The following is a 17,668-nucleotide window of genomic DNA, read 5'->3' as shown; positions in this document are numbered from 1 at the left end:
CTTTGTTTCAGGCCGCCTCCTGCGCATAGCGGTCAAGCTGGGCCAGCGGGCTTTCCGGCCAGCGCGAGAGCAGCACCAGCCGTTTGTGGCCATGACCAATCGAGAGTTCGTCGGTCACGCCCATGCCGCCGTGGAACTGGATCATGTCATGGCCCAATTCGACCGAAACCTGGCTGATAAAGGCCCGCGCGCCGTGGACGGCCTGCGCAAACCCATCCTGCCCCTCGGCCACCAGCGCCGAATTGATCAGCGCCTTGCTCTGCTCCAGCGCGGCATAATGGGCGACCATCCGGTGCTGGATCGCCTGAAACCGGCCCAGCGCGGTGTTGAACTGGCTGCGTGTGCGCAGATATTCGAGCGATTCATCAAAGATGCGCTGCATCACGCCCACCGCCTCGGCCGCGCGGGCCAGATCCGCCAGAGGCATGATCGCATCGAGCAGTTCAAGACCGCCATTCAGCCGATGGCCGGCGGGCGCATCATCAAAGCGCAGCAATCCGGCAACGCTGCCGTCGATCATCCGCCACGGCGTGATCGACAGGCCCGGCGCATCAGCCGCTACCAGATAAAGCCCTACCCCCTGCTTGTCGGCGGCGCTGACGATGAAGGCGTCGGCGCCGATGGCGGCGGGCACGCAATGCTTTTCGCCGCTGATGCGCATGTCCCTGGCCGTGGTGGCCACGGTGCGCGCGGCCTCGGCATGGGCCAGCGCGACGCGGCGGCGACCGGCGCAGAGATCCTCGGCCCATGGCCCGGCCAGCGACTCATCGGCCCCCGCCAGCAGCAGCCGCGCGCCCACCAGCCCGCTTTCGCACAAAGGCTCGACCACCAGCCCCCGGCCCAGCGCCATGAACAGCGTGACCATCGCCCCCGCCGTCAATCCCAGCCCGCCATGTTCGGTCGAAACGGGCGCCGCCATCAAGCCGAATTCGGCCAGCATATCCCAGTTTTCCTGACTGAAACCATGGGGTTGCGCCTGATAGGCGCGGCGGCGCTCAATGTCATAGCGCTCGGCCGCAAAGCGGTCGGCCAGAGCCTCAAGCATCATCTCTTCTTCGCTGAGATTGAAATTCACGGTTTTGCTCCCTTGGACAATAATCTAGCACTACCGACAGGCCAAAAACGCTGCGAAAAAGGCTAGGATGCCTCAACGCCCGAACAAAAGAAGGCAAAGCGAAATGGTACTGGAGATGGATGCCCCAAGCCTTGAATGGGTTGACGCCGTGCGAATCGCATCGCCCGACCAGATCCGCCTTGCAGCCGAGGCTCTCAACCGCATCGCGCTGGATTGCGGGATGCAGGTCGCCCCGGCTCACAACATTGCCGACAAGCGCACCCCTGTTGACACCGAGGGCAATGTGCTGGCCCGCGACGTGTTTGGCTGGACCAGCGACAAGGCATGGTGGCGCAACCCGCGCATCGCGCTGGATTCGCCGATCACCTCGGCCTGCCGCTTTGAAAGCGAGCCGTTCTGGCTCAATGAAAAAGGCTTTCACACAAGGCAGGCCAACCGCTATCTGAGCGGCATCGATCTGAGCAATTTTGAAGCGCGCGCCATGACCAGGGCTGCCATTGTCGTCCCGGTTCATCTGCCCTTTGGCCAGATCGGCGCGGTGTCGTTCAACCCGCTGGACCAATCGATCACCGATCTTGGCGACATGTTTGAACGCTATGGCGACATTTTCGGCCTGCTGGGCCGCACCTTCATCGCCAGCTATGTCAACACGATGGGGCTGGCTCAGGCGCTGCCCGCCAAATCGCGCCTGTCCAAGCGCGAGGTGGAATGCCTGCGCTGGGCCGCGATCGGCAAGACCGATCTGGAAATCAGCATGATCATCGGCCGCAGCCGGGCCACGGTGCGTTTCCACATCCACAATGCCTCGATCAAGCTGGACGCCGTCAACCGCAGCCAGACTGTCTTCAAGGCGGCGCAACTGGGTTATATCTCGCTGCATAAATGATCGCGGCGCCGGCTTGGCAATCTTGTTGGCCCCACACCGCATCGGTGCTGGGGCCGCCGGCTGTGTCGCCATGGAGGCTCGGCCCAACAGGCCTGAAAATTGTCTCAGCCTAGCGTTTTGAAGAGTCGCCAGCGGGCGCATCGGGGCGCTTTATCCGGACATAAGGAATCAACGGAAACCAAGAGGAGAGCCACCCTGTCAGCCGACGCACCCCTGTTTATGCCTGATGCCCCGCTGCATCTGATGGGCGGACGCCATCGGCAGACCGGGCGCGTGACCTTTCCCTATCCCGGCGATGGGCCCGGCGCCGAGTTCGATCCGGTGGCCCTGCCCACACGCGGCACAGTCTGGTCCTATACGATCCAGCGGTTTCGCCCCAAAACCCCGCCCTATGCCGGGCCGGAGGCCTTTGAACCATGGGCGCTGGCCTATGTCGAATTGCCCGGCGCGGTGATTGTCGAGGCGCGTCTGGTGGGCGTTGATCTGGACGCGATCCGCATCGGCATGGCGGTCGAGCTGACCCGCGTGGCGCTTGATCCGGCTGCGCAGGACCCGTTCTGGCTCCCCGCCTTTTGCCCGGAGGCCGCACAATGAGCGCGGCCACCAATGTCTGCATCATCGGCATCGGCATCCACCCCTTTGGCCGCACCGATGGTGTGTCGGGGCTGGATCAGGGCGCCCATGCGGTACGCGCCGCGCTGGCCGATGCGGGCGTGGCGTGGGGCGATGTCCAATTTGCCTATGGCGGATCGGATGCGGCGGGCAATCCCGACACGATGGTCGACCGGCTCGGATTGACCGGGATGCAGTTCATCAACGTCAGGAACGGCTGCGCCACGGGCGGATCGGCGCTGTTTTCCGCGCAAATGGCCATCCGTTCGGGCGAATTTGAACTGGGGCTGGCGGTCGGCTTTGACAAGCATCCGCGCGGCGCTTTCAACGCCCTTCCCTCCGAATATAACCTGCCCGAATGGTATGGCGCGGCGGGCTATATGGTCACAACGCAATTCTTCGCGGCCAAGATCATGCGCTATATGCACCTCTATGGCATCAGCCGCCGGATGCTGGGGCTGGTGGCGCAAAAGGCCTTTGCCAATGGGGTGCATGCCCCCCATGCCTGGCGGCGCGAAGAGGTGGCGCTCGACACCATCCTGAACGCGCCGATGGTCTCGGACCCTTTCACCAAATATATGTTCTGCTCGCCGGGCGAAGGCGGGGTGGCGCTGGTTTTGGCCAGCGAGAAGAAGGCGCGCGAATTGGGCATCCGCCCGATCCATCTGGCCGCGGCCACCATGCGCACCCGCCCCCCGGCCAGCTTTGAGGTCTTTGCCCCCAGCATCGAGATCGGCGGCGGGATCAACACCGCCACCCGCCTTGCCGCCGCCGCCGCGTTTGAAAAGGCAGGCATTGGCCCCGGCGAGATCGATCTGGCCCAATTGCAGGACACCGAGGCAGGCGCCGAAATCATGCACATGGCCGAAAACGGCTTTTGCGCCGATGGCGATCAGGAGCAATGGATCGCCGAGGGGCGCACCGCGATCGGCGGCGCCCTGCCGGTCAACACCGACGGCGGCTGCCTTGCCTGCGGCGAACCGATCGGCGCGTCGGGCCTGCGGCAGGTCTATGAAAATGTCGTCCAATTGCGAGGGCTTGGCGCGGGGCGACAAGTCCCCGGCGCCCCGCGCACCGCCTACAGCCACGTCTATGGCGCCCCCGGCGTCTCGGCCGTCACCATTTTGCACACATAGAGCCGCCATGAACCTTGAACTCACCCCCGAAGAACTGCGTTTCCGCGAAGAGGTCCGCGCGTTTCTGGCCGCGCATCTGACGGCGCAAATCCGCGATGGCGCGGAGGCCACCCCGTCGGTTTTTGTCGAGCCCGACATCGGTCAGGCGTGGAATGCCATTCTGCACAAACAGGGTTGGCTGGCCTATCAATGGCCCAAGGAATATGGCGGCACGGGCTGGAGCCCGGTGCAGCGCTATATCTTTGAAAAGGAATGCGCCGAGGCGGGCGCGCCCAATCTGACCGTGCTGGGGCTGAAGCTGGTGGCGCCGGTCATCTATACGTTCGGCACGGCCGAGCAAAAGGCCCATTATCTGCCCCGCATCCTGTCGGGCGAGGATTATTGGTGTCAGGGCTTTTCGGAACCGGCCAGCGGGTCGGATCTGGCCAGCCTGCAATGCCGCGCGGTGCGCGATGGCGACAAGTATATCCTCAACGGGTCCAAGATCTGGACCACGCATGCCCATTGGGCCAACCGGATGTTCTGTCTGGCCCGCACCGATGCCAGCGGGCACAAAAGCACCGGCATTTCCTTCCTGCTGGTCGACATGAACCAGCCGGGGATTTCGGTGCGCCCGATCCTGACGCTGGCGGGCGACCATGAGGTCAATCAGGTGTTTCTGGAGGATGTCGTCGTCCCCGTTACCGACCTTGTCGGCGAAGAAGGCGATGGCTGGAAGCTGGCCAAGTTTCTGCTGGAAAACGAGCGGGGCGGGTCGTGCCACGCGCCCAAGCTGGCCTATGATCTGCGCCGGATTTGCACCGATGCGGCCGATCAACCCGATGGGGCGGGCGGCGTGATGGCCCATAATGCCGACTGGCGCCGCCGGGTGGCGCGCGCGCGGCTGGGGGTTGAATCGCTGGAGATGATCGAGCTGAAAATCCTGTCCGAAATCGCGCAGGGTCAGGCGCCGGGGCCGCAGACCTCGCTGGTCAAGCTGCTGGCGTCAAACCTGCGGCAGGAAATCGACCTTCTGGCGATGGATCTGCTGGGCTTGGCGGGGCTGGAGCTGGACATGCGTCGTCCGCTCTATGGCCCCGACGCCCCGACGCCCGTCCACAATCGCCAGACCCAGGTTGCCGCCGCCCGCTATCTCAACAGCCGGGCATGGACCATTTTTGGCGGCACCAACGAGGTGCAGGCCAGCATCATCGCCAAGACGGTGCTTAACCTCTAGCCTGCCGAACAGAACAACAAAACGCCGGGAGCCGGAAATGCAATTGAGCCGAGAAGCCCTGCTGGCCGCCTATCGCCAGATGAAGATCATCCGCGAATTTGAAGAGCGGCTGCATGTCGAAATCCAGACCGGCGAGATTGCCGGTTTCACCCACCTTTATTGCGGCCAGGAGGCCGTGGCGGTGGGCGTATGCGAACATCTCTCGCCCGCCGACAAGATCGTTTCGACCCATCGCGGCCATGGCCATTGTCTGGCCAAGGGATGCGATGTGAATGACATGATGAAGGAAATCTGGGGCAGCCGCGAGGGCCTTTGCAAGGGCAAGGGCGGGTCGATGCACATTGCCGATGTGACCAAGGGCATGTTGGGGGCCAATGGCATTGTGGGGGCGGGCGCGCCGATTGCGGTCGGGGCGGCGCTGGCCTCGCGGGTCGATGGACCGGGGCCGGACGGCCTGAAAATCGCCATCGCCTTTTCCGGCGACGGGGCCTGCAATCAGGGCACGACCTTCGAGGCGATGAACCTTGCCGCCGTGACCAAGGCACCGTGCATTTTTGTGTTCGAAAACAATCACTATTCCGAACACACCGGCGTATCCTATGCGGTGGGCACCAATCAGGACATCGCCAGTCGCGCCGAAGCCTTCGGCATGAAGGCATGGCGCGCGGACGGCACCGATTTCTTTGCCGTCCATGACACAATGCGCGAGGTGCTGGATTATGTGCGCGCGGGCCATGGCCCGGCGGCGGTCGAATTCGACACCGAGCGCTTTTTCGGCCATTTCGAGGGCGACCCCCAGCGCTATCGCGGCCCCGGCGAGCTGGACCGTATCCGGGCCACGCGCGATTGCCTCACCCGGTTCCGCGCCTCGGTAAAAGGCGCTGGCCTGCTCTCGGACGCCGATCTGGACGCGGTGGACGATGATGTGATGGCCGCCATCGAAGGGGCCGTGGCCGCCGCCCGCGCCGCCGCAAGGCCAACACCCGAAGACGTTCTGGCCGACGTCTATATCGCCTATTAAGCGCGGGAGAAGTTTGATGAGCAATATGATGTACCGCGCCGCCGTCCTCTCCACCATCATGGAAGAAATGGAGCGCGACCCCAATGTGGTGGTGCTGGGCGAAGATGTGGTGGGCGGCATGGGGACCGAGGGCGGACCGGAGGCCATTGGCGGCATCTGGTCAACCTCGACCGGGCTGTATGACCGCTTTGGCGCAACCCGTGTGATCGACACGCCGATTTCGGAAAGCGCGATTGTCGGCGCGGCGGCGGGGCTGGCCCTGTCGGGCAAGAGGCCGATTGCCGAATTGATGTTTGCCGATTTCATCGGTGTCTCGCTCGACCAGATCTGGAACCAGATTGCCAAGTTCCGCTATATGTTCGGCGGCAAGACGCGCTGCCCGGCGGTGATCCGCATGGCCTATGGCGCGGGATACAATGCCGCAGCCCAGCACAGCCAATCGGTGCATCAGATCCTGACGGGCATGCCGGGGCTGAAGGTGGTGATGCCCACCACGCCCGCCGATGTGAAGGGCCTGCTGCGCACCGCGATCCGCGACGATGATCCGGTGATTTTTCTTGAGCACAAAGCGCTTTACGCCACCACCGGCGAAGTGCCCGATGATCGCGATTTCATGATCCCCTTTGGCCATGCGCGCCTGTCGCGCGCCGGGGGCGATGTCACGATCATTTCTTCGGGCCTTTTGCTGGGCATGTGCGAGGCGGTGGCCGACAAGCTGAAAGGCGAAGGCATTGGCTGCGATGTGATTGACCTGCGCACCACAAGTCCGCTCGATGAAGAGACCATTCTCGACAGTGTCGAGGTGACGGGCCGGGTGGTGGTGGTCGATGAAGCCCCGCCGCGCTGCGGGCTGGGCGCCGATCTTTGCGCGCTGGTGGCTGAAAAGGCGTTTTCCAGCCTCAAGGCCCCGCCGCTGCAGGTCACCCCGCCGCACACGCCCATTCCTTTCGCCCGCGAATTGGAAAGCGCCTATCTGCCCTCGGTCGACAAGATCGAGGCGGCGGTGCGCCGCGTGCTGGCATGGCGATAAGGGAGGCGATGATGCCGGACATCCGCCCGTTCTGCATGCCCAAGTGGGGCATCGAAATGACCGAAGGCACGTTGGCCGACTGGAAAGTGGCCGAGGGTGACACGTTCGCCAAGGGGCAATTGCTGTGCCTGATCGAGACCGCCAAGATCACCAATGAGGTCGAAGCCGAATATGACGCGGTGCTGGCCCGTGTGCTGGTGCCTGCAGGCGCCGAGGCGCAGCCGGTCGGCACGCTGCTGGCCGTGACCGCGCAGGCCGGGACCAGCGCCGAGGAAATCGACGCCTTCATCGCCGCCTTCCGCCCCGCCAATGCGCCGACCAACCCCAACGCCGGAGCGCGCGAGGATGCGGCGCCCGCCCCTGCGCCCGCCCCCGCCCCGCGCCCGATCCAGACCAACCGCGCCATCAGCCCCGAAGCGCTCAAGCTGGCCGAGGCCAGCGGGCTGGACATCGAGCCGATCGAGGGTTCGGGCCGCCATGGCCGCATCACCTTGCAGGACGTCCAGCAGGCCTTGAACGCGCCCGCCCGCCCGGTGCTGGTCGGCACGCTGGCGCTGGCCGAGGAAGGCAAGGCCTTTGCCTCGCCTTTGGCCCGCCGGATCGCGGCCCAGCACGGGATCGACCTGTCCGGCGTCAAGGGCACCGGGCCGCGCGGGCGCATTTCCAAGGCCGATGTGCTGGCGCTGGTGGCCACGCCTGCGCCCATGCAGGGCGCGGCTTTTGCCCCCGTGCCCAACCCGCCCGCCATCGTCCCGTTTGACCGGGTGCGCAAGGTGGTGGCCCAGCGCCTGACCCAGGCCAAGCAGGAGATCCCGCATTTCTATCTGCGCTCCAGCGCGCGGCTTGATGAACTGCTGGCCCTGCGCAAAACGGCCAATCTGGTGCTGGGGGCGCGGGCCTCGATCAATGACTATCTGGTGCGCGCCACCGCCATCGCGCTGGCCCGCCACCCTGATGTCAATGTGCAGGTGCATGGCGCAACCATCCACCGCTTTGCCCATGCCGATATCGCCATGGCGGTCGCCAGCCCCAACGGCCTTGTCACGCCCGTCGTCCGTCAGGCCGACCGCCAGAGCGTGGCCCAGATTGCGCAAGCCACCGCCGCCTTGATCGACAAGGCCAAGGCCGGGCGCCTCTCGCTGGGCGATATGGAGGGCGGGACCTTCTCGATTTCGAACCTTGGCATGTTCGGGGTGGAGGAATTTACCGCCATCATCAACCCGCCGCAGGCCGCGATCCTCGCCGTGGGCGCGGCAGCGCGCGCGGTGTGCGAAAGACCCGACGGCAGCGCGGGGTTTGAAACCCGCCTCGCCCTGACGCTCTCGGTCGATCATCGCGCCATTGACGGCGCGGCGGCGGCCCAATTCCTCGCAACGCTCAAGGGGCTGATCGAAGCGCCCGAAGCCCTGTTTGCCTGAAAGGACCATGACCATGGCCAAGCGTGGCCCGCTGACCGATATCGGCCCGATTTTTCAGATGGCCTATCTGCCATCCGATTTTGACGACGCCCTGCGCCATTGGACCGAGGTGGTGGGGGCCGGTCCCTTCTTCATCATGGAGAATATCCGGATCGCCGAGATGACCTATCTGGGCCAGCCCACCGATGCGGTGATCTCGGCCGCCTGGGGCTATTGGGGCGATATGCAGATCGAGCTGATCCGCGCGGAAAATGACGCCCCCTCGATCTATACCGGCGACTATGCGGTCAAGGACCGGCTGCACCATGTCTGTGTGGCGGTGGAGGACATCGATGCGGCCCGCGCGGCGTTGAAAGAGGCGGGCGCGACCATCCTGATCGAGGGCAAGGTGGGCGAAAGCGCCGCGGTCATCTATGCCGATGCGGGCGGCGGGCCGGGCAATGTCATCGAATATGTCAAGCTGATGGAAGGCGGGGCGGAATTGTTCGCGATGATGCGCGAGGCCGCACGCGACTGGGACGGCAGCGAACCGCTGCGCAGGCTGGGTTGAAGATCATGGTGACCCCGCGCGCCGCCGCCATCGCCGCCAGGGTTGAGGATTTCGTCCGTACCCGCATCATCCCTTTTGAAACCGACCCGCGACGCGACCATCATGGGGCGCCGCTGGACGAACTGGTCTATAAAATGCGCGATCTGGCCCGCGCCGCCGGGGTGCTGACGCCGCATATCCTGCCCGATGGGACGCATTTGACCCAGCGCGAAACGGCGGTGGTGCTGATCGCATCGGGCCTGTCGCCGCTGGGGCCTCTGGCCTGCAACACGATGGCGCCTGATGAGGGCAATATGTATCTGATCGGCCATGTCGCCAATGCCGATCTGAAGGCGCGCTTCCTGACGCCGCTGGTCGAGGGGCGGGCGCGTTCGGCCTTTTTCATGACCGAACCGGCCGAACTGGGCGGGGCCGGGTCTGACCCTTCGATGATGATCACCACCTGTCGGCGCGACGGCAACCATTGGGTCATCAACGGCAAGAAGCGCTTTATCACCGGGGCGCAGGGGGCCAGCGTCGGCATCGTCATGGCCAAATCCGAGGAGGAGGACAGCAAGGGCGGCGCCTGCATGTTCCTGGTCGATCTGCCCGATCCGGCGATCCGCATTGATGATGTGCCCAACACCATCGACACCTCGATGCCCGGCAGCCATGCCGATGTGACCATCGACAATCTGCGCGTACCGGCCGATCAATTGCTGGGCAACGCGGGCGATGGGTTCAAATATGCGCAGGTGCGCCTGTCCCCTGCCCGGCTCTCGCACTGTATGCGCTGGCTGGGGGGCTGCATCCGGGCGCAGGAGATCGCCGGCGATTATGCCAACCGCCGCATGGCCTTTGGCAAACAGTTGATCGACCACGAGGGCGTCGGCTTCATGCTGGCCGAAAACATGATTGACCTCAAACAGGCCGAATTGATGATCGACTGGTGCGCGGGGGTGCTGGACACCGGCAGCCTTGGCACGGTGGAAAGCAGCATGGCCAAGGTGGCCGTATCCGAGGCGCTGATGCGGATTGCGGACCGCTGCGTTCAGGTGATGGGCGGGACGGGCGTGACCGACCGCACCATCGTTGAACAGATCTTCCGCGAGGTGCGCGCTTTCCGCATCTATGACGGCCCCACCGAGGTTCACAAATGGAGCCTTGCCAAGAAGATCAAGCGCGAGTGGAAACATGCCCATGGCGGATGAGGCCGATATGGCCGCCGCCAACAGCGGGGTGGGCGCGATGCGGACCCTGTTCGATGTGGGCGCGCTGGAGGGCTGGCTTGACGCCCATCTCGACGGATTTGCCGGGCCGGTCACGGTGGAGCAGTTCAAGGGCGGGCAATCGAACCCGACCTATCGGCTGACCACGGCCGGCGCGCGCTATGTGCTGCGGCGCAAGCCCGCCGGGCCGGTGCTCAAAGGCGCGCATGATGTATTGCGTGAGGCGCGGGTCCAGCAGGCGCTGGCGGGCAGCGATGTGCCGGTCGCGCGCATCCATGCCGTGTGCGAGGATGACAGCATCATCGGCAGTGCGTTCTACATCATGGACATGGTCGAGGGCCGGGTGTTCTGGGACGCGAGCCTTGCCGATTTGCCGATGGCCCAGCGGGCGGCCTGTTATGATGAGACCAATCGCGTCATCGCCGCGCTGCATGCGGTGGATTACGGCGCGGTGGGGCTTGGCGATTACGGGCGCCCCGGCAATTATTTCGCCCGCCAGATCAAACGGTGGAGCGAGCAATATCTGGCCGACGAGCTGGCCGGGCGCGATCCGGTGATGGACGAATTGGTGGCATGGCTGCCCGGCGCCATTCCCGATGGCGATGAAACCAGCATCGTCCACGGTGATTTCCGCATCGACAATGCCATCTTTCACCCCACCGAGCCGCGCATTCTGGCGGTGCTGGATTGGGAGCTTTCAACGCTGGGCCATCCTTTGGCCGATTTTGCCTATCACGCGATGGTCTATTCGATGCCGCCCGACATTGTCGCCGGGCTGGGCGGGGCCGATCCGGTGGCGCTGGGCCTGCCCAGCCTTGAGGATTACATCGCCGCCTATTGCCGGCGCACCGGGCGCAGCGGCATCGAGAATTGGAATTTCTATCTGGCCTTCAACTACTTCCGTCTGGCCGCGATTTTTCATGGCATCAAGGGCCGCGTGCTGCGCGGCAATGCCAGCAATGCGCAGGCCGCCCAAAGGGCGCAGGCTTTTCCAAGGCTGGCGCGGCTCGCCCACTCCTTTATATAGGAAGCTGCCCTCGTGATACCTGCTCATGTTCCCGCCGAACTGGTCGTTGATTTCAACATCTTTGATCCGCCCGGCGCCGAGGCGGACTATATCGCGGCATGGCAGGCGCTGCGGCGCCCCGATGGGCCGGGTCTGGTGTGGACACCGGCCTTTGGCGGCCACTGGATCGCCACCGATGGCGCGGTGATCCGCCGCCTTTGGGCCGATACCGCCAACCTGTCGAGCCAGGTTCTGGCCGTGGTGCCGGGCCTTGGCGAGGTGATGCAGCTCATCCCGCTGCAAAATGACGGGGCCGAGCATAAGGCCTTTCGCACCCCCATCATGAAGGGCTTTGCCGGGCGTCATATCGCCGCGCTGGAACCGGCGGTGCGCGCGCTGGCGCAGGAGTTGATCGCGGACATCAAGCCGAGCGGCGCCTGCGATTTCATGCCCGATTTTGCCGAGATTTTCCCGGTCCATATCTTCCTCTCGATGCTGGGCGTGCCGGTGGAGGATCGCGAAAGGCTGCGCCCGCTGGGTGCGCAATTGACCCGGCCCGACGGCACGATGAGCGTGGTCGAATTGCGCGATGCGGTGGACGATTACCTGCGCCCCCATGTCCGCCAGAGACTGGCCGCGCCGGGCGAGGATCTGCTCAGCCGTATTCTGGCCGAGCCGGTGCAGGGCCGCGCATGGACGCTGGACGAGGCGCTGCGTATGGCGCGCAATGTGCTGTTTGCCGGGCTGGATACGGTGGCGGCGATGGTCGGCATGGTGGCGATGCATCTGGCCCGCCATCCCGACGATCAGCGCCTGCTGCGCGGCCAGCCTGACCTGATCCCGGCGGCGGCGGATGAATTGATGCGGCGCTATCCTTCGGCCTCGGTGTCGCGCAATGCGGTGGCGGATATGGATGTCAATGGCGTCACCATCAAGGCGGGCGACATCGTCTATCTGCCCAGTATGCTGCACAATCTCGACCCGACCTGTTTTGACCGGCCCGAGGAGGCGCGATTTGATCGCGGGCTCAATCCCATCCACCACACCACCTTTGGCGCAGGTGCGCACCGCTGTGTCGGCGCGGGGCTGGCGCGGATGGAGATGATCGTGTTCCTTGATGAATGGCTGGGGGCGCTGCCTGAATTCACCATTGATCCGGCGCGGCCTGTGACGATGAAGGCGGGTAATGTCGGCAGTTTGATCAGCCTTCCCCTGATCTGGAAATAGCGGGCTGGTGCCGCCGATCTAGACTGCCTGAAAAGATAGGCGGCAAGCGGGCCGCGCCATGCAAATATGGCCCCGGCCACGCAGATGGCGAAACGGGAGAATGGCGATGCGTAACAGGCTCGATGGCAAGGTGGCGCTGGTGACCGGCGGCGGGATGGGCATGGGCGCGGCCACGGCGCAGGTGATGGCCGGCTATGGCGCCAGCGTGATGGTGGCCGACCGCAATATGGCGGCGGCGCAAGAGACGGTGCAGGCCATTCTCGACGCGGGCGGGACGGCGGTGGCGCAATCCTGCGATGTCGCCGAAGAAGCGCAGGTGGCCGAGATGATCGCGGCCTGTGTCGCCGCCTTTGGCCGCCTGGATTGCGCGGTCAACAATGCCGCGATTGCCCCCGATCTGCTGCCGATTGCCGATGCCGATATGGAGGTGTGGGACCGGGTGATCCGGGTCAATCTGCGCTCGGTCATGCTGTGCATGAAATATGAGATCCGCCAGATGCTTGCTCAAGGAGACGCGGGCGCCATCGTCAACATTGCCTCGGTCAGTTCGGTGCGGCCCCTGCCCGGCAATTCGGCCTATGTCGCGGCCAAGCATGGCGTGATCGGCCTGACCAAGACCGGCAGCGTCGAAGTGGCGCCCAAGGGCATCCGCGTGAATGCGGTGATGCCCGGCGCCATTGACACGCCGATGCTGCGCCAATCGCTCGCCGACACCGGCTATAGCGAGGCCGATTTCGCCCCCGCACTCAGCCTGTTCGGCCGGTTTGGCCGCCCCGAAGAAGTGGCCGAGGCCAGCGCGTGGCTCTGTTCCGATGCGGCCAGCTATGTCACCGGCCACGCGCTGGGGGTCGAGGCGGGCTATCTCACAAGGTAGCCTGTCAATTGCGCCCCACCATGTGCCGCCCCGCCAGATAGGCAAACACCATCCCCGGCCCCAGCGTGCCCCCGCCCCCGCCATAGGTCATGCCCATCATGCTGGCCATGGCATTGCCGGCGGCATAGAGGCCGGGGATAGGCACCATATCGAGATCCAGCACCCGGCCCAGCCTGTCGGTCTGCGCCCCGCCCTTGGTGCCCAGCGCGCCGCTTTTCACCTCGGCGGCATAGTAAGGCCCGCCGTCGATCCGGCCCAGCGTGGCGGCTTTGCGGCCCTTATGCGCCGGATCGCCCCAATAGAGGTCGTAATAGCTCTCGCCGCGCCCGAAATCTTCATCGGCACCCTGGTCCACCATCGCGTTCCAACGCTCGACCGTGGCCGCCAGCGCATCGCCCGGAATCCCAAGCACCCCGGCCAGTTCGCCCAGCGTCTCGCCCCGCGCGATCCAGTCCGCCGGTTCCTTGCGATGGCCATCGCCGGTGCCGATCAATTGCGCATCAAGGAAACCCCATTTGTCGTAAAACGCCTGATTGAACACGCACCAGCACGGCAGGTTGCGATAGGTGCTGCTGTTCTGGTCAATCTCGTGAAAGGCGCTGCCAAAGGCGTTGTAATTGGCAGCTTCGTTGCAAAAGCGCCGGCCCTTGCGGTTGACCATGATCGTACCGGGCAAGGTCCGCTCGCCGGTGAACAGCATCATCCCCTTGGCGTTGAGCGGGGCCTCGACAATCGGCATCCACCATGCCTCGCGCATCGAACCCATCATCGCGCCCGCGCGCATCGCCATCTTTTGCCCGTCGCCGGTGTTGGTGTCGATCGAGACGGCATTTTGCAAAGGCCCGCGCAGGAAGGCTTTCTTGAACGCCTCATTATGCTCAAACCCGCCCGTGGCCAGCATCACATTGCGCGCCCGCAACACCTGTCCATCGGCCAGTTCGACGCCCGCGACGCGCCCCTCCTCCAGCAACAGATCCCTGCCCCCGACGCCCAGCAGGAATTCCACCCCCCGATCGAGACACCCGCGCAGCAACCGCCCCACCAGCGAATGCCCCAGCCCGCGCTCATCATTGGCCGCGCGACGCTCGGCTTCCTCGGGCGGCAAGGGATCGGGCACCGCCTGCGCCAGCGAAGTTTCACCCACGGTGAAATAGACGTGGGGCCAATAATAGGGCGATTTCTCCACCCTCTCCGCCCATTCCCCCAATTCGCCATAGGGATAGACCGGGCATTCCAGCGTCCGCCCCCCGCGCGATGCCGCGCCGGGCTGTTCGGGGTGATAATCGGGGAAATGGGGCACCACGCTGAATTTGACCGGGGTGCGCTCTTCAAGGAACTGCACCATGGCCAAGCCGCCGTCGATATAGGCCGCCGCCATATCCGGATCGATCAACCCGTTCGACATGCTCTCCAGATAGGTCAGCGCCTTGTCCCGGCTGTCCTCCTTGCCATAGGCCTGTTGGTGGGGGTTGCAGGGGATCCAGATCTGCCCGCCTGACCAAGCGCTGGTGCCGCCGATCTTCTCGCCCTTTTCGACCACGAGAACGCGCAGGCCCTCCTCCGCCGCCGTCAAGGCGGCCGTCAGCCCTGCCGCCCCCGAACCCAGCACGATCAGGTCATATTCGGCCTGCGCCATCGCCATTTCTCCCGCTTCGGACGCTTTGTGTTGTGGCGCCTCCTGCGCGATGATAGCCAAATCCCGACACGCCCGAACCTCTCAAGTGTCTCAGGTGCCCCGGCCCGCCAGCCCCGTGCTAGATTCCGCCCGATCTCGCCGTTTTTTCGGAGAAATTCGATGCTGCCCTCCACCACCCGCTCGCTTGTGACCACCCTTTATGACGATGCCCGCATGGTGGTCGAACTGGCCGATCTGCCCCTGCCCGCCCCCGGCCCGGACGAGGTGGTGGTGCAGGTTGAGGCAGCCCCCATCAATCCATCGGACCTTGGGCTGATGTTCGGCCCCGCGCTGATGGCCCAGGCCAGCTATGAAGAGGGGCGCGTTTCCGCCCCGGTGCCCCCCGCCGCCATGAAGGCGCTGGCCAATCGCATCGGGCAGCAACTGGGCATCGGCAACGAGGGCGCCGGGCTGGTGGTGGCCGCCGGGTCTGACGCGCAGGCGCTGGTGGGACGCCGCGTGGCCGCCTTTGCGGGCGCGATGTACAGCCAGTATCGCGTCATTCCCGCAGCCGGCTGCATGGTGCTGCCCGAAGGCGTGTCCGCGCGTGAAGGCGCAGCGGCCTTCGTCAACCCGCTGACCGCGCTGGGCTTTATCGAGACCATGCGCGCCGATGGCATGTCGGCGATGGTCCACACAGCGGCGGCCTCCAATTTGGGACAGATGCTGGTGAAGCTTTGTCTGGCCGATGGCATCCCGCTGGTCAACATCGTGCGCAGCCCCGATCAGGTCGCGCTGCTGCGCGGCATTGGCGCCCACTATGTGCTCGACAGCACCAGCCCCGCTTTCCCCGAGGAACTGGCGCAGGCGCTGAGCGAGACGGGGGCGCGGGTGGTCTTCGATGCCATCGGCGGCGGGCCTTTGCTGGGCACGGTCCTGACCACGATGGAAAAAGTCGCCAACGCAGACGGCGCCTATTCGCGCTATGGCTCGACGCAGGTCAAGCGCGGCTATGTCTATGGCGCGCTCGATATGGCGCCGATCACCCTGCCGCGCACGCTGGGCTTTGTGTGGGATGTGTCGGGCTGGCTGCTGGCCCCGATGATGGAGCGGCTTGGCCCCGAGGCGCGGGCGCGGATGCATGGCCGCGTCGCAACGGAACTGACGACCACCTTTGCATGCCATTACAAGGGCGAATTGTCGCTCGTAGATGCGCTGTCGCGCGAGGCCGTCGAAGATTACACCAGACGCGCAACCGGCAGCAAATTCCTGATCCTGCCCTCAGCGCCGGTGTGATCAACAGGCCATTGAAAGGTGGCCCTGATATGGCCGATACGTTGACCGTTGATGCCATCCACCTCAAGCTGTCAGGATGGACTATACCCTGACATGACGCCACTCCCCATAACGGCAGCCGACAGCGTGGCCGGCTGCCGCAAGGCGGCCATGTATGGATGCCCCCATACGTGCAAGTGTTGTTGAAGCGGGTCGGGGTGTGATCGGATGCGGTCATGTATCAGGCCTATTGTGCGGACTGACGACCGCTGGCCGGTATGGAGATGCGCGGGATTGGTGCAAATCAATTCTGCGGGCTCGAAGCCCCATGACTCGGAATGCTTTTCCAAACCCGGATCTGACCGATCACTTTGCCCTTACTGCTCCTCGAACTTCTCACACGCCCGACGTACCGGGAACTGCTCGCGTGATCGTGTGATCAGGCCGCAGCGGTTGCCGGATTTCTGTAATCCTCACCTTTGGTCAGCATGGCCCAAACAGCCCGTGCCATCTTGTTGGCCAACGCGATGGCAACCAGCATTCTCGGCTTGCGCCCAAGCATGCGAAACAACCAAGATCCCTCTGGTGGCGATTTGCGCGAAGCCCAACGCACAACTGTCATCGCGCCCGTGATCAGCAGTCGGCGAATGTCTCGCTGTCCCATCTTCGACGTCTTGCCCAGTACCTGCTTGCCGTCGGTCGAGTGCTGGAGTGGGACAAGCCCAAGCCACGCAGCAAAGTCCCTCCCGCGACGAAACGTTTCCATTGAGGGGGCAAAGGTCTCGATCTCCATGGCGGTGACGTGCCCAATCCCCGGAACCGTCAACAGCCGGGCTGTGGTGGGAGCATTTGCAGCTTCGTGTTGGAGAACTTTTTCCAGCTTCGCGATCTGCTCGGCCAATGACGCGATTTGTTGCAGATAAAGCCTAGCCATCTCGACAACGAGCAAATCGAGCGATGTCTCAGCGTCCTCAATAGCGGCTTCGAGGACGCGTACGTTGGTCACGCCCTGCGGCGCGACTACGCCATGTTCGGCAAGGTGACCACGAAGCGCATTGACCAACTGCGTTCGCTGGCGAACCAACAGATCCCGTGTTCGAAAGACCATCGCGCCGGCCTGCTGGCCCGATGATTTGAGCGCAACAAAGCGTATATTGGGCCGAGCAGCCGCTTCGGCGATCGCCTCTGCGTCCGCAGCGTCGTTCTGTTGCCGCTTGACGAACGGCTTCACATAAACGGGCGGGATAAGGCGGATCTCATGGCCGAGTTCCCTGATGGCACGACCCCAAAAATGAGCGCTGCCACACGCTTCCATGGCAACAATGCAACGCAGCTGCTGAGCCAGAAACGTAAGCACCTGGGAACGCGAGAGTTTCTTGCGAAACACAGCGCTGCCCTTCGAGCACGCCCCGTGCGCCTGGAAAACCCGCTTTGCCAAATCTAGGCCGATAATGCTAACTTCGCCCATGGATGCCTTCTCCTCTGTAGTGAAGTTGTGGAAACATCACTTTGACACATT

At 64.3% G+C, this 17,668-nt stretch carries 16 protein-coding genes; 13 read left to right on the top strand and 3 right to left on the bottom strand.

Going from position 1 to position 17,668, the window contains the following annotated elements; translation table 11 throughout:
* Positions 1 to 7: 7 nt before the first annotated feature.
* Complete coding sequence (locus BGP00_RS13890) at positions 8 to 1,075, bottom strand: acyl-CoA dehydrogenase family protein (RefSeq protein WP_292693766.1); 1,068 nt, start codon at positions 1,073 to 1,075, stop codon at positions 8 to 10.
* Positions 1,076 to 1,190: 115 nt separating this feature from the next.
* Between BGP00_RS13890 and BGP00_RS13885 the strand changes: the two genes are divergently transcribed.
* From BGP00_RS13885 to BGP00_RS13830, 12 genes are all read left to right on the top strand, one after another.
* Positions 1,191 to 1,961, top strand: a complete 771-nt coding sequence (locus tag BGP00_RS13885) for a helix-turn-helix domain-containing protein (RefSeq protein WP_292693824.1) — start codon at positions 1,191 to 1,193, stop codon at positions 1,959 to 1,961.
* A gap of 243 nt (positions 1,962 to 2,204) precedes the next feature.
* Complete coding sequence (locus tag BGP00_RS13880; protein ID WP_292925760.1) at positions 2,205 to 2,555, top strand: OB-fold domain-containing protein; 351 nt, start codon at positions 2,205 to 2,207, stop codon at positions 2,553 to 2,555.
* A complete protein-coding gene (locus tag BGP00_RS13875; RefSeq protein ID WP_292693763.1) occupies positions 2,552 to 3,709 on the top strand; it encodes a thiolase family protein in 1,158 nt (385 codons plus the stop codon). The genes BGP00_RS13880 and BGP00_RS13875 overlap by 4 nt, the downstream gene beginning before the upstream one ends.
* A 7-nt stretch (positions 3,710 to 3,716) precedes the next feature.
* Positions 3,717 to 4,925 carry an acyl-CoA dehydrogenase family protein gene (locus BGP00_RS13870; protein WP_292693761.1) on the top strand — a complete coding sequence of 403 codons (1,209 nt, stop codon included), beginning with the start codon at positions 3,717 to 3,719 and terminating at the stop codon, positions 4,923 to 4,925.
* A 37-nt stretch (positions 4,926 to 4,962) separates the two neighbouring features.
* Positions 4,963 to 5,946, top strand: a complete 984-nt coding sequence (locus BGP00_RS13865; protein ID WP_168605823.1) for a thiamine pyrophosphate-dependent dehydrogenase E1 component subunit alpha — start codon at positions 4,963 to 4,965, stop codon at positions 5,944 to 5,946.
* Between the two features lie 16 nt (positions 5,947 to 5,962).
* Positions 5,963 to 6,976, top strand: coding sequence for a pyruvate dehydrogenase complex E1 component subunit beta (locus tag BGP00_RS13860; protein ID WP_168605822.1), 1,014 nt, complete (start codon positions 5,963 to 5,965; stop codon positions 6,974 to 6,976).
* An 11-nt stretch (positions 6,977 to 6,987) separates the two neighbouring features.
* Positions 6,988 to 8,394, top strand: a complete 1,407-nt coding sequence (locus BGP00_RS13855) for a dihydrolipoamide acetyltransferase family protein (protein ID WP_292693822.1) — start codon at positions 6,988 to 6,990, stop codon at positions 8,392 to 8,394.
* Positions 8,395 to 8,407: 13 nt separating this feature from the next.
* On the top strand, positions 8,408 to 8,944 hold the full coding sequence (locus BGP00_RS13850) for a VOC family protein (protein WP_292693758.1): 537 nt from the start codon (positions 8,408 to 8,410) through the stop codon (positions 8,942 to 8,944).
* Positions 8,945 to 8,949: 5 nt separating this feature from the next.
* Entirely contained in the window at positions 8,950 to 10,134 is a 1,185-nt protein-coding gene (locus BGP00_RS13845; RefSeq protein WP_292693756.1) for an acyl-CoA dehydrogenase, read from the top strand.
* The gene (locus BGP00_RS13840; protein WP_292693753.1) at positions 10,124 to 11,179 is read left to right on the top strand and encodes a phosphotransferase family protein; all 1,056 of its coding nucleotides are present in this window, start codon (positions 10,124 to 10,126) and stop codon (positions 11,177 to 11,179) included. Before BGP00_RS13845 ends, BGP00_RS13840 begins: the two co-directional genes overlap by 11 nt.
* A gap of 12 nt (positions 11,180 to 11,191) precedes the next feature.
* Positions 11,192 to 12,385 carry a cytochrome P450 gene (locus tag BGP00_RS13835; protein WP_292693751.1) on the top strand — a complete coding sequence of 398 codons (1,194 nt, stop codon included), beginning with the start codon at positions 11,192 to 11,194 and terminating at the stop codon, positions 12,383 to 12,385.
* Between the two features lie 106 nt (positions 12,386 to 12,491).
* Positions 12,492 to 13,259, top strand: a complete 768-nt coding sequence (locus tag BGP00_RS13830; RefSeq protein ID WP_168605816.1) for a glucose 1-dehydrogenase — start codon at positions 12,492 to 12,494, stop codon at positions 13,257 to 13,259.
* 4 nt (positions 13,260 to 13,263) lie between these two features.
* Here BGP00_RS13830 and BGP00_RS13825 read toward each other — a convergent pair whose 3' ends face one another.
* On the bottom strand, positions 13,264 to 14,895 hold the full coding sequence (locus BGP00_RS13825; protein ID WP_292693748.1) for an FAD-dependent oxidoreductase: 1,632 nt from the start codon (positions 14,893 to 14,895) through the stop codon (positions 13,264 to 13,266).
* 159 nt (positions 14,896 to 15,054) lie between these two features.
* Between BGP00_RS13825 and BGP00_RS13820 the strand changes: the two genes are divergently transcribed.
* The gene (locus BGP00_RS13820; RefSeq protein ID WP_292693746.1) at positions 15,055 to 16,170 is read left to right on the top strand and encodes a zinc-binding dehydrogenase; all 1,116 of its coding nucleotides are present in this window, start codon (positions 15,055 to 15,057) and stop codon (positions 16,168 to 16,170) included.
* A gap of 418 nt (positions 16,171 to 16,588) precedes the next feature.
* Here the strand turns inward: BGP00_RS13820 and BGP00_RS13815 are convergent, their stop codons facing one another.
* A complete protein-coding gene (locus BGP00_RS13815) occupies positions 16,589 to 17,617 on the bottom strand; it encodes an IS110 family transposase (RefSeq protein WP_292693744.1) in 1,029 nt (342 codons plus the stop codon).
* Positions 17,618 to 17,668 lie beyond the last annotated feature (51 nt).

The sequence above is a fragment of the Novosphingobium sp. 63-713 genome (assembly GCF_001898925.1).
Classification (GTDB): Bacteria; Pseudomonadota; Alphaproteobacteria; order Sphingomonadales; family Sphingomonadaceae; genus Novosphingobium.
The sequence above is the reverse complement of the archived record's forward strand: the minus strand, read 5'-3'. Positions and strand labels throughout refer to the sequence as shown.

Coding starts and splice junctions, on each gene's coding strand:
- BGP00_RS13885 (WP_292693824.1), top strand. CDS start 1,191: ATGGATGCCCCAAGCCTTGAATGGGTTGACGCCGTGCGAATCGCATCG.
- BGP00_RS13880 (WP_292925760.1), top strand. CDS start 2,205: ATGGGCGGACGCCATCGGCAGACCGGGCGCGTGACCTTTCCCTATCCC.
- BGP00_RS13875 (WP_292693763.1), top strand. CDS start 2,552: ATGAGCGCGGCCACCAATGTCTGCATCATCGGCATCGGCATCCACCCC.
- BGP00_RS13870 (WP_292693761.1), top strand. CDS start 3,717: ATGAACCTTGAACTCACCCCCGAAGAACTGCGTTTCCGCGAAGAGGTC.
- BGP00_RS13865 (WP_168605823.1), top strand. CDS start 4,963: ATGCAATTGAGCCGAGAAGCCCTGCTGGCCGCCTATCGCCAGATGAAG.
- BGP00_RS13860 (WP_168605822.1), top strand. CDS start 5,963: ATGAGCAATATGATGTACCGCGCCGCCGTCCTCTCCACCATCATGGAA.
- BGP00_RS13855 (WP_292693822.1), top strand. CDS start 6,988: ATGCCGGACATCCGCCCGTTCTGCATGCCCAAGTGGGGCATCGAAATG.
- BGP00_RS13850 (WP_292693758.1), top strand. CDS start 8,408: ATGGCCAAGCGTGGCCCGCTGACCGATATCGGCCCGATTTTTCAGATG.
- BGP00_RS13845 (WP_292693756.1), top strand. CDS start 8,950: ATGGTGACCCCGCGCGCCGCCGCCATCGCCGCCAGGGTTGAGGATTTC.
- BGP00_RS13840 (WP_292693753.1), top strand. CDS start 10,124: ATGGCGGATGAGGCCGATATGGCCGCCGCCAACAGCGGGGTGGGCGCG.
- BGP00_RS13830 (WP_168605816.1), top strand. CDS start 12,492: ATGCGTAACAGGCTCGATGGCAAGGTGGCGCTGGTGACCGGCGGCGGG.
- BGP00_RS13825 (WP_292693748.1), bottom strand. CDS start 14,895: ATGGCGCAGGCCGAATATGACCTGATCGTGCTGGGTTCGGGGGCGGCA.
- BGP00_RS13820 (WP_292693746.1), top strand. CDS start 15,055: ATGCTGCCCTCCACCACCCGCTCGCTTGTGACCACCCTTTATGACGAT.
- BGP00_RS13815 (WP_292693744.1), bottom strand. CDS start 17,617: ATGGGCGAAGTTAGCATTATCGGCCTAGATTTGGCAAAGCGGGTTTTC.